The organism is Parapontixanthobacter aurantiacus (genome assembly GCF_009827635.1).
In the GTDB taxonomy this organism is placed as follows: domain Bacteria; phylum Pseudomonadota; class Alphaproteobacteria; order Sphingomonadales; family Sphingomonadaceae; genus Parapontixanthobacter; species Parapontixanthobacter aurantiacus.
This window is the reverse complement of sequence record NZ_WTYW01000001.1, coordinates 1081295-1097141: the sequence shown is the minus strand read 5'-3', so window position 1 is coordinate 1097141 and position 15847 is coordinate 1081295. Positions and strand designations below refer to the sequence as shown.

Genomic DNA, 15847 nt, shown 5'->3' with positions numbered 1-15847 from the left:
TAGAAGTTAATACGCCTTTTTTTGAACAAATTGCGCCCGGCTTCGTTGCCCTGTTAGAAAGACACGAAAAAACAGCCGGATAAGCGGCCGCGTCGAACTCTAACAGGAGCAACATTTATGAGAAATTCACTGATTCTTGCAGCAGCTGCCAGCGCGCTCGCCCTTTCGGCCTGCGGTGAAGGCGAGCCGCTCGATGACGTCGATGAAATCAACGACATTGCCGAAGAAGACGGCGCGGATGACGCCTATCCGGTTGGCGGCGACCTGACGTCAGAGCAGCAGGCAAGCTACGATGCGATGGATCGCCAGGCTGTCAGCGACGAGTATGATGCGAACCAGGATGCGATGATGGCGGACGGAACGATGTCCGGTTCGTCGTCCGGTACGATGGCATCCGACACATCCTCGATGAGCGACGACGCCGCGATGAGTGGCGGCATGGCCGATAGCGGTTCCGGCAACATGGCCGATAGCGGCGATGCGATGCAGGGTTCGAGCGGCAACATGCAAAGCGGCAATATGGCCTCGAATAATGGCCAGTCCGTCGAACCGCTGCGTCCGCGTAGCCAGATGGACTTTGCCTTCCTCGACCGGAATAGCGACGGCGAGCTCTCGGTCGCCGAATACGCAATCTGGGCAGTACGCGCCAATCCGCGCACGGATGCCCCGAACGACGCGCGTCCGCCCTACATGACCACCGCGCAGATCAACGAAGCAGGAACGACCTTCTTCTATTTCGATGAAGACGGCGACAGCTATCTTTCCGAGAGCGAGTTCATGAATGCTCGTAACAGCGCACGAACGCCGGGCGGCACTTCCTGAAAGCGCCAAACGGTTTAGTCTTTTAAGAAAGGCGGCGAGTCTCCACCTGCCGCCTTTTTTCGTGCGACGAACCGATCCTCTGCCACCGGCTTTCCTACCCTGGACCGCATCCCTATAGGTCAGGGCATGAAAAACTTCGCAAAACCCCGGCTTTCACGGCACTTTGTCGGCGATTGCAGGAGGGCGATTTTTCTTCCCCATAACCCTGTTCCATGTGTTCCAAACGTGCATTACACACGACGAACCGAGTGGCTTGAGGACTGGGGGTTTCGGTGGATAATCTAACGCACGGCCTGACGGGTGCGCTGCTCGGCCAAGTGGGCCTGAAGCGGAAAACGGGCCTCGCCATGCCGGCGCTGATCATCGGTGCGAACCTGCCCGATGTCGATGCGGCGTGCTTCCTATGGACGACCGGGGCGGAACATCTCGCCATAAGGCGCGGCATCACGCATGGCCCGATTGCCTGGGTGGTGTTGCCGCTGATACTGGCTGCGCTACTCTACGGCTTCGACCGCTGGCAGACGAAGCGCGGGAAGCGGCCGGAGGGGCGGCTGCCGGTAAACTTCAAATGGCTCTACCTACTGAGCTTCATCGGCTGCCTGACGCATCCGGCGCTCGACTGGCTCAACGTTTACGGCATCCGCCTGCTGGAGCCGTTCTCGAGCCGCTGGTTCTATGGCGACATTCTGTTCATCATCGACGTTTGGCTGTGGGCACTACTGGGCTTCGCGACGTGGTTCTCGCTGCGGCGGGAGAAGCGGGGCGGGGAATGGCGACGTCCAGCACGCCTCGCGCTGAGCGCGGCGCTGGCGTATATTGGGGCGAATGCGGGCATTACGGTAAGTGCTGAGCAAGAGGCAGATCGGTGGTTCCACGGCTCAAACGACGCAAACGTCGAGACGATTGCGAACCCAGTGCCTATAGCGTTCTGGCATCGAGAGGTGTTGCTAGGCGAGGACGGTTATTGGACTCAGTTCAACTCTAGCGCTTGGACACATTCGGGCGGCGAACTGATCGAACTATCAGACGGATTTTGCCGCTATGATCGATCTGTCTTTACTGAACGCCGCAATGCGGCCGATGCCTTCCTCTTCTGGTCCCGCGCGCCCTTCGCCGAGCGAGCGCCCGATGGCTCGGTTCTCCTGCGCGATGCGCGCTTCTACGACCCGCGGGCGCGCGATCGCTTCACCGTCGCATTGCCCGACGTCGCGTGCGAGGAACTTCCCGCTGAAGCAGGCGCTGACTAACGATGAGCAATCCGCAAATCGTGTGGCTGCGGCGCGACCTCCGCATGAAGGACCAGCCCGCTCTCCACGCCGCCGCAGAAGCCGGACCGATCGTCCCGGTCTACGTCCTCGATGACGAGCGACCCAAACAAGAGGGGGCCGACCGCTGCTTCGGCGGGGCGCATCGCTGGTGGCTCCATCAATCGCTGCAAAGCCTTTCCAAGAGCTTCGGCGCTCGCAACGGCTCGCTCGTTTTGCGGCGCGGCGACTCGGTCTCCGTTCTGGCCTCCATCGCGGACGACACCGGTGCCGAGGCCGTCCATGCCAATCGCCATTACGAACCGTGGTGGCGCGAAGCGGAAGAGGAACTGAAGGAAGCCCTGCCGGATGGCTGCGAGCTCGTGCTGCATGACGGCAATTACCTAATGCCGCCAGGTACGGCGACCACCGGCAGCGGCGATCCATACAAGATCTACACCCCGTTCTCCAAAGCGATGCTCGACCTCTTTCCGCCGCGCGACGAGCTGCCCGAACCCGAAACGATCTCGCAACCGTCGGATATGCCGGAAAGCGACGATCTCTCCGAATGGGACCTCTTGCCAACCAAGCCCGACTGGGCTGGGGGCTTTCGCGAGTTCTGGCAAGTCGGGGAGGATGCCGCCTGGGATCGGCTCGATTGGTGGAAAGACCATATCGACGATTACGAGGACGACCGGAACCTGCCGAGCGAGGACGGTTCGAGCAAGATGAGCCCGCATTTGCATTGGGGGGAGATCAGCCCGGTCAGCATCTGGCATGCGTTCAAGGACAAGCGCAGTCAGGGCTGGAAAACGTATGAAAAGGAACTGATCTGGCGTGATTACGCGCAGAACATCATCATGCAGTTCCCCCGCTATCCCAGCGAGAGCTACCGGGACTATGACGAGAACAAGCTGTGGCGGCATCCCGAACGCGGTCACCTGATCGCGGAAGATCTGGAAAGATGGCAGAAGGGCATGACGGGCTATCCGATCGTCGATGCGGGGATGCGGCAGCTCTGGCAGACAGGCTGGATGCACAATCGCGTGCGCATGATAACGGCGAGTTTCCTCATCAAGCATCTGCTGATCGACTGGCGGCATGGAGAGCTATGGTTCTGGGACTGCCTCGTGGATGGCGACTATGCCAGCAACGGAACGAACTGGCAGTGGGTGGCCGGCACAGGGGTCGATTCGAATATGTTTCCCCGGATCATGGCGCCACTGTCGCAGAGCGAGAAATTCAACGCCGCGGACTATATCCGCCAATACGTTCCGGAGCTCGCCGAGCTGTCCGACGAGGATATTCATGATCCGCCCGACGAAAAGCGAGGCGACTATCCGGAGAAGATCATTAGCCACAAGGAAGCGCGTCAGCGGGCGCTCGATGCGTATAACGATATGAAAGACTCCTGACTTGCCTACTGTCGGCGCGCATCGCATAGGGCGCGCATGGGAGCCGACGGGTTTGACAGGGCAGGGCCGGGGCGCAGCGCAGCACTATTGTCGCGGGCGCAACGCTTCGAGAGAAAGGCGGGCTTGCTTGCGCGGATGGTCGCGCCCGGCTTTCACCGCATTCTCGACCGCCTCGATGTCGGGCTGGAAAGCGGCTCGATCACCGGGAGACTGCCGGACGGTACGGTGCGGTTGTTGGGCGGAAGACGGCCGGGGTTCGATGCCGAGGTAGAGTTGCGCGACTGGCGCGCACTCATTCGCCTCGCAAGCAACGGCTCGATCGGCTGGTATCAGGGCTGGGCGAACGGCGAATGGACGAGCCCCGATCCCGTTCAAGTCTTCGCGGTTTTCGGAGCGAACGCGGCGTCGCTTGGATCTCTCGGCCGTGCTTCCGGGCTGTTCCGCCTGAGTGCGCGGCTCGGCCATTGGCTCAACCGCAACGATCGGGCCGGCGCCAGGCGGAATATCGAGGCGCATTACGATCTCGGCAATGCGTTCTATAGCGCATGGCTCGATCCGACCATGAGCTATTCGAGTGGTTACGCCGTCGAGGGTTCCGAACTGGAAGAAGCCCAGCGGAAGAAATGGGATCTGCTCGAAGCGCGGCTCGGCGATGCGAAAAAAGTATTGGAGATTGGCTGCGGTTGGGGAGGGCTCGCCGCTTACCTTGCGGAAGGCGGTCGCGAAATGACCGCTATCAGCCTTTCGGACGAACAGCTCGAATGGGCGCGCGCACGACACGGTAATGCTGGGAAGAAGGCCGGAGGAAGCGTCGCCTTCCTCAAGCAGGACTATCGCGATGTAAACGGACAATTCGACGGGATCGTCAGTGTGGAGATGGTGGAAGCGCTGGGCCGTAAATATTGGTCGGAATTCATGCGATGCCTCGTACGTAACCTCGAACACGGCGGACGGGCGGCGATCCAGTTCATTTCGATGCGCGACGAGATTTTCGAAGCCTATGCCGCCAGCGCCGATTTCATCCAGGCCTATGTCTTTCCCGGCGGGATGCTCATCAAACAAAGCGAATTTCGCGCGCTTGCCGAGAAGTCCGGACTGGGCTGGGTCGATCAAAGCGACTTCGGTCAGGACTACGCGGAAACCCTGCGGCTATGGCGCGAGCGGTTCGAAGAGGCCGTCGAACGGAAGGCGTTGCCGCAGGGATACGACGCGCGCTTCATTGATATGTGGCGCTATTACCTGATGTATTGCGAGGGCGGCTTTCGCTGCGGCAATATCGACGTGCACCAGGTTACGCTCATCAAGTCTTGAACGACGCCCTATTCACAGCGAAGCTGAGCGAAGTCTCCCGGCAACGCTTTCCGGCGGTCAGACGTTGCTGCGATAGACCCGGTTACCGCTGTAGCGTTGCAAAATATTGTCGTGAACGATCGGGCTGAGCAGTTCGGAGAATGCGCATCCCGCGATGCAATTTTCCCACCACACGACTTGCGCCTGAAGGGATTGCAGACCGGGCAACGTAAGCCAGCATACCTGCCCTTCATGCATCCGGTTGATGGCCGACGCAGAGAAACCCGAAATGGAGAGATCGTGGACGACCGTCTGGAAAGCCCGTCCGCCGGATGCTCGCAGCATCCCCGGAATGGTAAGTTTCGTGCGCTGACCGCACCGGTCTTCCTGCGCGGCAATCTCGTATTTTTCCGAAACCTTGAACTGCATGACGTGCCTCTAAGATGGATGCCGCAGGCTCCAAACCTGCGCTGCGTCCGGGATACCCTTCGAGTGTTAGGTAAATTTTACCCTTCGAAGTTAAGCGATATTAACCACGATAATGGTTAATTTTCGGTATCGATCCTTAAAGAAGGTTCGACGTCACGGCGGACGGATACCATTTCGGAGATACGCCCGCGAAGGGGAAAGACCTACTCTTCGACCCGCTCGCGGTGAAAATCCGAGAAGTCGTTGGTCAGCAAGGCGACGATGCGATCCGCTACCACGCTCGGCTGCTTCACGGTTTTCGGGTCCTCGCCCGGATAGGCCTTGGCTCTCATTTGGGTTCGCGTCGCACCCGGATCGACGATGGCGACCCGGATTGCGCTGATCCGCTCCACTTCCCCGGCGTAGCTTTCCAATAGATTGTCGAAAGCGGCCTTGGACGAACCATAAGCGCCCCAGAAAGGTCTCGGGGAAGCTCCGACAGAACTGGTCAGTCCTATTACGCGAGCATTCGGCGCTCGCTTCAAAAGCGAGTCAAACCCCGCCAGTAGCGCATGCGTGGCGAGAACGTTGATACTCATCGCCTTTGCGAACTCGGCCCCGTCAATCTGCACAACCGATGACAACGTCGGAAGATAAGCTGCTGAAATGACGAGAATGTCCAGCCTGTCCCACCGCTGCGCTATCGCGGATGACAAGCGGGCTACACCATTCTTTTCCGTCAGATCGAGCGGAGCGATGCTGCTGGAGCCGCCGCTTTCATGGATTCGGTCTTCGACCTTTTCGAGCGAGCGTACATCCCGTCCGGTCAGGATCACATGAGCGCCCGCTTCGGCAAGCGCTTGCGCGGTTGCAGCTCCGATACCCTTGCTCGATCCGGTGACCAGAGCCGTCTTTCCAGCGAGTGGCGGGTCAGCCATTTGCGAGGACCTTGCTAACTGGCAACGACATTTCGGTCTGGCGGTTTTCGGTCTCCCCAAGATCTGTCAGCGAGGTCGGATAGTCGCCCGTAAAACAGGCGTCACAGAACTGGGGGCAGGCCCGGTCTCGCTTCGTCGAGGCGACGGCCCGATAGAGCCCGTCGATCGACACGAATGCAAGGCTGTCGGCTTTGATGAACTCCCGCATCGGCTCGACATCCATGCGTGCGGCAAGCAACTTGGATCGTTCGGGCGTATCGACACCGTAATAACAGCTGTGCGCGGTCGGGGGGCTCGCTACACGGAAATGGACTTCGGTCGCGCCGGCTTCGCGCATCATCTCGACGATCTTCATCGACGTCGTGCCGCGAACGATAGAATCGTCGATAAGGACGATCCGCTTTCCCTCGACTAGGCCGCGATTGGCGTTGTGTTTTCGCTTCACGCCGGCATGACGGGCACCGTCGGACGGCTGAATGAACGTGCGGCCCACGTAATGCGAGCGAATGATGCCGAGTTCGAATGGCAGGCCTGATGCTTGCGCGTAGCCGATCGCGGCCGGAACGCCGCTGTCCGGTACGGGAACGACCAAGTCCGCCTCCACCGGATTTTCGATCGCGAGTTCCGCGCCGATCGCCTTGCGCGCCTCGTAAACGGAACGACCATCGAAGACCGAATCCGGTCGGCTAAAATATACGTGTTCAAAGATGCATGGGCGCGGCTTGCGCTCCCCGAACGGTCGCAACGAAGTCACCTTGCCTTCATGGGTGACCTGCACGACTTCACCCGGCTCGACCTGCCGGACGAATTTCGCCCCGATGATGTCGAAAGCGACGGTTTCGCTTGCGAAGGCAATGGCATCGCCGATCTTCCCCATTACCAAGGGGCGGATGCCGAGCGGATCGCGGCAGGCGATCATTCCTTCGGGCGTCATTACGAGCAGCGAATAGGCGCCTTCGACCATCCTCAAGGCGTCGATGAGCCGGTCGATCATCGTGGGATAGCGCGAAGTCGCTACAAGATGGATGATGACTTCGGTGTCCGAGGTCGACTGGAAAATCGACCCGCGCTTGACAAGGTCCTCGCGCAAGGTCCGCGCGTTGGAGATATTGCCGTTGTGAGCGACAGCGAACCCGCCGCTCGCCAGGTCAGCGAACAGCGGCTGGACGTTCCTGAGTCCTGACCCGCCAGTCGTCGAATAGCGCACATGCCCTGCAGCCATCGACCCAGGCAGATCGGCGATCGCTTCCTGACTTGAGAAGTTCTCCGCGACATGGCCCAGTCCGCGTTGCGAATAAAATTCGGTTCCGTCGAAACTCGTGATGCCCGCGGCTTCCTGACCGCGATGCTGCAGGGCATGCAGACCCAATGCGGTAATGGCGGACGCGTCGGCTGCGTTGATAGTTCCGAAGACGCCGCACTCCTCGCGCAGCTTGTCGCCGTTTTCGTCACGATAGGGGTCGGTAAGGTTCATGGCGCAAATGTTCTGCACGTTCGGCGGGGCTCAGTGGTCCAATGGCTATGTTGCGCTTCGATTACAACCCGCAAACCGTGACGCACCCGCAAAGCTGCGGACAATTCGGCTAATTCATTGCAGGGCCATGAAAGCTTGCCTACAAAAGCCTTGTCGCACTGCGACGCTCTCGCAACAGTTGGCCAACGAGTTCCCTTGATCCTCTCACCATTCGAACGGACGATTGCCCGTCGCTACCTGTTGCCGGGGCGAAGTGAGGCATTCATTGCACTCGTCGCGGGTATCAGCGTCGGCGTCGTGATGCTATCGGTCGCGATGCTCGTCATCGTCATGAGCGTAATGAACGGTTTCCGTGCGGAACTGCTCGACAAGATCGTCGGACTGAACGGTCACGCGGTCGTTCAGGCATTTGGCGGGCGGCTCGATGACTGGGAGAACATTCTCGAGGACATCCGCGAGACGCCCGGTGTGGTTCGCGCCTCTCCGCTGATCGAACAGCCCTTGATGACGACGTTCAACGGTCGTGTCGAAGGCGTCTTCGTACGCGGCAACACGATGGAAGACATCGAACGTATCGGCGCTCAGGTCGTCCAGGGAAACATCGATGCTTTGCAGCCAGGGGCAGGCAAGGTCGCGATCGGCACGCGCCTTGCGGCAAATCTGGGCGTTCGGGTGGGTGATACGATCACCGTCATCAATCCTCAGGGCAGGTCGTCTCCCTTCGGAACCGTGCCTCGGCAAGTTGGCTATGAGGTCGCAGCGCTGTTCGAAGTAGGTATTTATAATTACGACGAGACTTTCGTCGTTATGCCGATGCAGGATGCCCAGACATTATTGCTGCTTGGTGACCGGATCGGCATGATCGAGATCAAGGTGGAGGATGCGGACCGCGTCGAGGAAATACTCGCACCGGTCGCCAGAAATCTGACGGGATTGGCGCAAATCGCGGACTGGAAAACAATCAACGCTTCTTTGTTCGAGGCCTTGCAGGTCGAGCGGGTCGCCATGGCTTTCGCCTTGTCGTTCATGGTCTTGGTCGCCGCCTTTAATATTTTGTCGAGCCTCGTCATGCTCGTCCGTGCAAAAACGCGCGATATTGCGATCATGCGCACGATGGGTGCGACGCGTCGCTCTTTGCTGAAGATCTTCGTGACGACCGGATTCACCGTCGGCGCACTGGGGACGATTGCTGGTCTGATTCTCGGTTTTATCGTCCTGACCTTCCGACAGCAGATCGTAAAGATCATCGAAGTGGTTACCGGTCAGGAATTGTGGGACCCTCAGGTTCGCTTTCTGAGCACGCTGCCTGCCCGGACGGACCCGGTGGAAATTGCCATGATCGTCGGCCTGGCGCTGTTGCTCAGCTTTCTTGCGACGCTTTATCCGGCGCTAAAGGCTGCCAGTACCGATCCCGTGCAGGTCCTGCGCTATGAGTAAATCGTCGCAGCCTGCCGTCGTCGAGCTGAAGGGCCTGACGCGAAGCTTCGAGCAGGGCGGGGTGCGTATAGACGTTCTTCGCGGCATTGATCTTTCCGTCGGTTCCGGGGAAATCGTAGCTTTGTTGGGCCCGTCGGGTTCCGGGAAGTCGACGATGCTGCAGGCCGTCGGTCTGCTCGAAGGCGGTTTCGGCGGTCGTATCGCGATTGCCGGGGAAGAAGCGAGCCAGATGCCGGCGGACGAGCGAACGCGCCTTCGCCGAAACTACCTCGGTTTCGTATATCAGTTTCACCACTTGCTGCCGGATTTCAATGCAACCGAAAACGTCGTTCTGCCTCAGCTCGTCAAGGGCACGCCGCGACCTGATGCGGAAGAGCGCGCCCGTTCTCTACTGACCTCACTCGGGCTTCAGGAACGAATGGACCATCGGCCGAGCCAGCTTTCCGGCGGTGAGCAGCAACGTGTCGCTGTGGCGCGAGCACTTGCCAACAGACCGCACCTGGTTCTGGCGGACGAGCCGACCGGCAATTTGGACGAGGCAACCTCCGATCGCGTTCTGGCGCAGTTTCTCGAACTCGTGCGGGGAGAAGGAAGTGCAGCCCTCGTCGCGACGCATAACGAGCGACTGGCGGCAAAAATGGACCGGGTTGTCCGCCTGCATGACGGAATGCTCGAATAGCGGACCCACGAGGCGCCTTGTGCGTTGCGATGAAAAGACAGGAGAAGCACAATTGACCGATCATCCCAGCACTTTTCACGGCGATCCTCAGAACACCGGCGCTATCGATTGGGATGACCGCGCAGCGCTGCACCGGGTCGGCGACGGAAGAGGCGTGTTCGACGGCTCAAAAGCTTTGAAACACGGAACATTCTCCGACATTATCAAACATTTGATGATGCTTCCTGCGGAAGAGCGTGAGAAATACGCTATCCAGAAAGCGGGCGATCGGAAATATACGGCGGAAGAGGCGGTCGCGCTCGCCGATCATCCTAACTTTCCTCGCGACTGACGCTTTCTGTTAAGGTCAGCCGCGGCCGCCGAAGCGTTTATGCAGCGCTAATTTCCGCTAAATTGCTGTGGATTGGACCTTGGATAAAGTTGCGCAAGATCGCATAAGAGCGGGATGAAGTTTGCCCCCTTCGTCCCTTTGCGGGTCATGTCGTCCTATTCCATGCTGGAAAGCGCGATCGATCCGAAGCATATCGCGACCGTTGCGAAAGAACGGGGCTTTCCCGCCATCGCCATCTGCGACCGAAACGGCCTCTACGGTGCCGTACAATTTGCCAAGGCCTGCCAGTCGGAAGGCATTCAGCCAATTATCGGCGTGCTGCTCGGAATAGCGCGAGAAAAAGGTCCGTCGCAGATCGACTACCTTCCGTTGTTCGCTCAGAACGACACAGGTTACGACAATTTGTGCGCTTTGGTCAGCAAGGCGCATCTCGAACGCCCGCTCGAGCTCGAACCGCATATATCGATGGGCGATCTCGAAGGCGCGACCGACGGGCTCATCGCTCTGAGCGGCGCGGATGACGGCGCGGTCACCCGATTGTTTGCCGAAGGGCAGAGTTCGGATGCGGAAGAATTACTCGACCGGTTAGAGCAACTGTTCCCTGCGCGGTTCTACATCGAGCTGGTGCGCGGGATGGGCGGCGTGTCGGCTGCGGCGGAAGAGCATCTGATCGACGCTGCCTATGCGCGTGACTTGCCCCTCGTCGCAACGAACCCCGCGACCTTTGCCGACCCCCATATGCACAAGGCGCATGATGCCATGCTGTGCATTGCCGGTTCGACGCATATCGAGGCTGAGGAACGGCCTCGCTCGAACGCTCAAAGCTTCGTCAAATCGGCCCCCATGATGGCCGAGTTGTTCAGCGACTTGCCGGAAGCATTGGACAATTCCCTGACCATCGCGCGGCGTTGTGCGTTCGCTCCGCCCAACCGGGCGCCCATCTTGCCCAGTCTTGCCGGAGATCTCGAAGGAGAGGCCCGGATGCTCGAAGAGGATGCGAAGGCCGGCCTCGAAGAGCGATTGTCAGCGTATGGCGAGCTGAGCGCCGAAGAACGGCAGGTCTATGACGATCGTCTTACGTACGAAGTCGATATCATTCGCGGGATGGGTTTTCCGGGTTACTTCCTCATCGTCGCCGATTTCATCAAATGGGCGAAGGAGCAGGGAATCCCCGTAGGTCCGGGGCGTGGTTCGGGGGCGGGCTCGCTTGTCGCCTGGGCGTTGACGATCACCGACCTCGATCCAATCAGGCTCGGCTTGCTGTTCGAGCGCTTCCTCAATCCCGAGCGTGTATCGATGCCGGACTTCGACATCGACTTCTGTGAAACTCGGCGCGGAGAAGTCATTCGTTACGTTCAGGCGAAATACGGGCACGATCATGTCGCGCAAATTATCACCTTCGGAAAATTGAAGGCGCGTGCCGTCTTGCGCGATTGCGGCCGCATTTTGCAGATGAGTTACGGTCAGGTCGATCGGCTTTGCAAGATGGTGCCTAACCATCCAACCGACCCGTGGGATTTGCCACGGGCGCTGAACGGTTCGAGCGAGTTCAAGCGCGAGTATCACAACGATAACGAGGTCAGGCGGCTCGTCGATCTCGCTATGCAGCTGGAGGGATTTCCGCGCAATTCCTCGACTCATGCCGCCGGTGTCGTGATCGGCGATCGACCACTTGCGCAGCTCGTCCCACTCTACCGCGACCCGCGCTCCGACATGCCGGTCACTCAGTTCGACATGAAACATGTCGAGACGAGCGGTCTCGTCAAATTCGATTTTCTCGGCCTGAAGACGCTGTCCGTGCTTCAGAAAGCAGTCGATCTGCTCGCAGAGCGGGACATAGCAATCGACCTTGCCACGCTCGAGCTGGACGATCCCGCCGTCTTCGAGCTCATGAAGTCGGGTAACACGGTCGGGGTGTTCCAGCTCGAATCCGAAGGCATGCGACGTACCCTGACCGCCGTCAAACCAACGAAGTTCGAAGATATCATTGCGCTCGTATCGCTCTATCGCCCGGGACCGATGGACAACATCCCGCTATTTGGCAAACGCAAGGCCGGGGAAGTGGAGATCGAATACCCTCATCCCAAGCTCGAAGGGATACTTGCCGAAACCTACGGCATCTTTGTCTACCAGGAACAGGTCATGCAGGCGGCGCAGATCCTGGCGGGCTATTCGCTGGGCGATGCCGATCTGCTTCGCCGTGCGATGGGCAAAAAAGTCCAGGCGGAAATGGACGCGCAACGCCAGCGGTTCGTCGACGGCTGCAAGAGTGTTTCGGGTATCGAACCCAAGCGCGCGAACGAACTGTTCGACCTTATCGACAAGTTTGCCGGCTACGGGTTCAACAAGTCACATGCCGCGGCTTACGCGCTTCTCGCCTATCAGACCGCATGGATGAAGGCGCATTATCCGCACGAGTTCTATGCGGCGTCCATGTGTTTCGACATGCATCAGTCCGAGAAGCTGGCCGTATTCGTCGATGATGCGCGACGCTATCCCGCTCGTGTTGGAGGACCGATCGAAATTCTTCCTCCGAACATTAATCGATCGGTTGCACGATTTTCGGTGGAAACGACCGAAAATGGACATGCCGTGCGCTATGCTCTGGCCGGTATCCGCAATGTCGGCGAAAAGGCGATGGATGCCATCGTTCAGGAGCGGGAAGCCAGCGGGCTCTTCGAAAGCCTGTCGGACTTCTTCAATCGTCTACCGGCGGGATCGATGAACCGACGGCAGCTAGAAGGACTGATCTGCGCCGGAGCGCTCGACACTCTTGAGCCCGACCGAGCGCAGCTTCTTGCGAACGCGGATTTGCTGATGGCCGTGGCGGACGCCGCGGCGCGAGAGCGCTCAAGTGGTCAGGCGGGCCTGTTCGGCGGGGCCGAAGCAACTAGTGAGCCGATCCGGCTGAAGCCCGCGACCAGTTGGACGCGCGCGGAAATCATGGCACATGAGCGCGAAAATTTCGGCTTCTTCTTCTCGGCTCACCCGGTCAGCGCCTATCGCTTAGTCGCCTCGGCCAACGGGGCACGCAGCTATGCCAGCATCATGGAAGGTGGACTGGATGCCGCAGGACGGACGTCCGCAGTCGTGGCCGCGATGGTCGAGAAGGTGAACAAGGGGCGTACGCGCCGAGGAAAAGATTTCATCCGCGCTGATTTCTCCGACCATACCGGCCAGTTCAGCGCCGCCTGCTTCGAAGAAGGAATGGTGGAAAAGTTCGAGCAATGGGCCCGCGATAGCACCTGTGTCCTTCTCAACGTCGAACTCGACAGTCCCAGCCCCGACGAGCCGCCGCGCGTTACCGTTCGTGGCGGGCGGCCGCTCGATGAGCTCGGTCAATCTGCTCGTCTCACATTAAGCCTCGCTGTGGCCGACGTCGTCGCGCTCGATGCTCTCGCAAAGGAACTGGAAGGTTATGTGGGACAGAACGAGCAACTGCCGCCTAATGGTGAGATAATGATATCCCTGGCGAAAGAAGGTCTGGACGGTCGGCGGATATGCCTCGGCACTACGTTCCGCCTGGACGGTGAATTGGCCGAACGGCTCGGCCAGATCGCCGGTCTTTCAGAAATCGAGCTCAAGGCGCGGCAGGCGACAAGTCACCTCAGGCTGGTGGCCTGACGAAAGCCACTTGTCGATGGTCGCAGAGCAGCTAAGGTTTCGAAAACAATAGCGGGAGAGAGAGTTTGCTCGGCGGAATGCAGGACTGGAGCCTGAAGGTAACTCACCTGATCGACCACGCGGCGCGCGAACATGCAACGCGCGAACACGTGACACGGTGGGCTGACGGGAGCGAAACGCGCGCCGACTGGGCCAGTATTCGCCTAGATGCTTTGAAAATGGTTCAGGCTCTGCGCGATATGGGAATCGAGAAAGGCGACCGGATCGCGACGCTCGCAATGAACCATTCGCGGCATCTCGTCACCTGGTATGGCGCCGTCGGTGCTGGCGGCGTGCTGCATACGATCAACCCGCGCCTTTTCGAGGACCAGCTCGAATACATCGTCAATCATGCGGACGACCGCGTGCTTATCTACGATGCCGCGTTTCAGCCGATCGTCGACAAAATGCGCGAGCAATGGCCGAATGTCGAAAAGTTCATCTGCTTCGACAACGATGCAGATACGGTGTCTTTCGAACAATGGCTTGCTCCGTATGACGGCCAAACTGACTGGGCCGACGTAGACGAGCGCGATCCATGCATGCTCTGTTATACGAGCGGTACGACCGGAAATCCAAAAGGGGTGCTGTACGAGCATCGCTCGACGATGCTGCATGCAATGGCCGGTCTGCAGCCGGGAAGCTTCGGCTTCGAAACCCAGACGGTCATGTTGCCGATCGTCCCGATGTTTCATGCGGCGAGTTGGGGTCTTCCGTGGGCAGGTGCCGCGGCGGGCGTCAAGTTCGTCTACAGCACGGTGAACGAACCCGACGTTTTATGCGAACTGATGGACAGGGAAGGGGTCACGGACAGCGCCGGAGTGCCGACCGTCTGGCTGGGTATCTTCCAATATTGCGACAAGATCGGGCGAGAGCTTCCCAAACTTAAAAAGGTTATCATTGGCGGGTCGGCTTGCCCGCGCTTCATGATCGAGCGCCTGATGAAGAACGATACCTATGTGGCGCATGCCTGGGGGATGACCGAAACCTCTCCCATCGGAACGGTCGGATCGAGGACATCCGATTGGGAAAAATTGAGCTTCGACGAAAAGGTCGACGTCGTCGCCAAACAGGGACGGCCTATTTTCGGCGTCGAACTGCGCACCGTCGATCTCGACAATATGGCCACTCCGTTGCCGCGCGATGGAAAAACGGCGGGCGCCTTGCAGATACGTGGCCCATGGATCATCAAGCGTTACTTCAAGGCCGAACAGGATGCGGCGGACGCGGATGGCTGGTTCGACACCGGCGATGTCGGCATCATTCATCCCGATGGAACCTTGCAACTCACCGACAGAACCAAAGATGTCATCAAATCGGGCGGTGAATGGATCAGTTCGGTGGAACTGGAGAACCAGGCAGTCGGTCATCCCGCAGTTGCGGAAGCTGCGGCCATTGGAATGCCGCATCCAAAATGGGACGAGAGGCCCGTGCTGTTCGTCGTGCGCAAGGAAGGTCAGGATTGCTCGGCAGACGACTTGACCGCCTACCTGTCGGACAAGGTTGCCAAATGGTGGCTTCCGGATGCCATCGAATTCGTTGACGACATACCGCACACCGCTACGGGAAAAATCAGTAAGAAGGACCTGCGAACGCGCTTTGCCGGTTACCGGCTAGCAAGTTGAGCAAGTTCGGCGTCGACTTCCGCTATGCGACGTTCGAATCGTTTCCATTCCGCCGTTTGTTCGATACTGTCCGGATCGCTAGACAGCATGCGGAATGTTTCGCGCTCTCCCACTAGTTCGTCCCGGCGGCTTTCTAGTTCTTCTATCGCGATGAACCGGCGTGCCTGCGGCGAATAATTGTTCAGATCCTGAGCAGCGAGCAGCTCGGCATCGCGCTTCTTTCGTTCGATCGTGAAATCGATTGCGTCCCCGATGGTAAGCGGCTCGCGGCCATCGAGGCTGACGAGTTTTTTACCGCAGAAGCGATCCGAAGACGCCAGATGCTCGATAGCGTATGTCTTGAAGATGCCGCGTTCTTCGACTGCCAAACGACTTGCCACATCTGCCACGACTTGCATGTCGGTAAAGTCGTAAAGCGCAAGCGGATCGTCGCGTGGATCATCCGCGCATGCGCCGAGCGCGAGGCAGGCTGCGACAAGCCAGAGAAGGCGGGACACCAACATCAAATATTACTTTGCTGA

The 15847-nt window shown here is 59.2% G+C and carries 13 protein-coding genes; 9 read left to right on the top strand and 4 right to left on the bottom strand.

Annotation, left to right across the window (positions count from 1 at the left end):
• Positions 1–117: 117 nt before the first annotated feature.
• The 4 genes from GRI38_RS05310 (at position 118) to GRI38_RS05295 (ending at position 4792) form a co-directional block, all read left to right on the top strand.
• Positions 118–822, top strand: a complete 705-nt coding sequence (locus tag GRI38_RS05310) for an EF-hand domain-containing protein (protein ID WP_160681850.1) — start codon at positions 118–120, stop codon at positions 820–822.
• A gap of 272 nt (positions 823–1094) precedes the next feature.
• A complete protein-coding gene (locus GRI38_RS05305) occupies positions 1095–2069 on the top strand; it encodes a metal-dependent hydrolase (protein WP_160681849.1) in 975 nt (324 codons plus the stop codon).
• Between the two features lie 2 nt (positions 2070–2071).
• Positions 2072–3481, top strand: coding sequence for a cryptochrome/photolyase family protein (locus GRI38_RS05300; RefSeq protein ID WP_160681848.1), 1410 nt, complete (start codon positions 2072–2074; stop codon positions 3479–3481).
• Positions 3482–3517: 36 nt separating this feature from the next.
• Positions 3518–4792 (top strand): SAM-dependent methyltransferase, encoded by a 1275-nt coding sequence (locus GRI38_RS05295; RefSeq protein ID WP_160681847.1) that lies wholly within the window; start codon positions 3518–3520, stop codon positions 4790–4792.
• A 57-nt stretch (positions 4793–4849) separates the two neighbouring features.
• Here the strand turns inward: GRI38_RS05295 and GRI38_RS05290 are convergent, their stop codons facing one another.
• The 3 genes from GRI38_RS05290 to purF form a co-directional block, all read right to left on the bottom strand.
• Positions 4850–5200, bottom strand: coding sequence for a PilZ domain-containing protein (locus tag GRI38_RS05290; RefSeq protein ID WP_160681846.1), 351 nt, complete (start codon positions 5198–5200; stop codon positions 4850–4852).
• Positions 5201–5403: 203 nt separating this feature from the next.
• Positions 5404–6117 (bottom strand): SDR family NAD(P)-dependent oxidoreductase, encoded by a 714-nt coding sequence (locus GRI38_RS05285; RefSeq protein ID WP_160681845.1) that lies wholly within the window; start codon positions 6115–6117, stop codon positions 5404–5406.
• Complete coding sequence (gene purF, locus GRI38_RS05280; protein ID WP_160681844.1) at positions 6110–7591, bottom strand: amidophosphoribosyltransferase; 1482 nt, start codon at positions 7589–7591, stop codon at positions 6110–6112. The genes GRI38_RS05285 and purF overlap by 8 nt, the downstream gene beginning before the upstream one ends.
• A 195-nt stretch (positions 7592–7786) precedes the next feature.
• On the opposite strand from purF, the gene GRI38_RS05275 reads away from it, so the two are divergent.
• The 5 genes from GRI38_RS05275 to GRI38_RS05255 all read left to right on the top strand — a co-directional run bounded on the left by GRI38_RS05275 (position 7787) and on the right by GRI38_RS05255 (position 15326).
• A complete protein-coding gene (locus GRI38_RS05275; protein WP_160681843.1) occupies positions 7787–9028 on the top strand; it encodes a lipoprotein-releasing ABC transporter permease subunit in 1242 nt (413 codons plus the stop codon).
• On the top strand, positions 9021–9707 hold the full coding sequence (locus tag GRI38_RS05270) for an ABC transporter ATP-binding protein (RefSeq protein ID WP_160681842.1): 687 nt from the start codon (positions 9021–9023) through the stop codon (positions 9705–9707). Before GRI38_RS05275 ends, GRI38_RS05270 begins: the two co-directional genes overlap by 8 nt.
• A 52-nt stretch (positions 9708–9759) precedes the next feature.
• On the top strand, positions 9760–10038 hold the full coding sequence (locus tag GRI38_RS05265) for a hypothetical protein (RefSeq protein WP_160681841.1): 279 nt from the start codon (positions 9760–9762) through the stop codon (positions 10036–10038).
• A 114-nt stretch (positions 10039–10152) separates the two neighbouring features.
• On the top strand, positions 10153–13662 hold the full coding sequence (gene dnaE / locus GRI38_RS05260) for a DNA polymerase III subunit alpha (protein WP_160681840.1): 3510 nt from the start codon (positions 10153–10155) through the stop codon (positions 13660–13662).
• Between the two features lie 77 nt (positions 13663–13739).
• Entirely contained in the window at positions 13740–15326 is a 1587-nt protein-coding gene (locus GRI38_RS05255; RefSeq protein WP_160682472.1) for a long-chain fatty acid--CoA ligase, read from the top strand.
• On the opposite strand, the gene GRI38_RS05250 is transcribed toward GRI38_RS05255, so the two are convergent.
• Positions 15308–15829 carry a hypothetical protein gene (locus GRI38_RS05250; protein ID WP_160681839.1) on the bottom strand — a complete coding sequence of 174 codons (522 nt, stop codon included), beginning with the start codon at positions 15827–15829 and terminating at the stop codon, positions 15308–15310. The genes GRI38_RS05255 and GRI38_RS05250 overlap by 19 nt on opposite strands.
• Positions 15830–15847 lie beyond the last annotated feature (18 nt).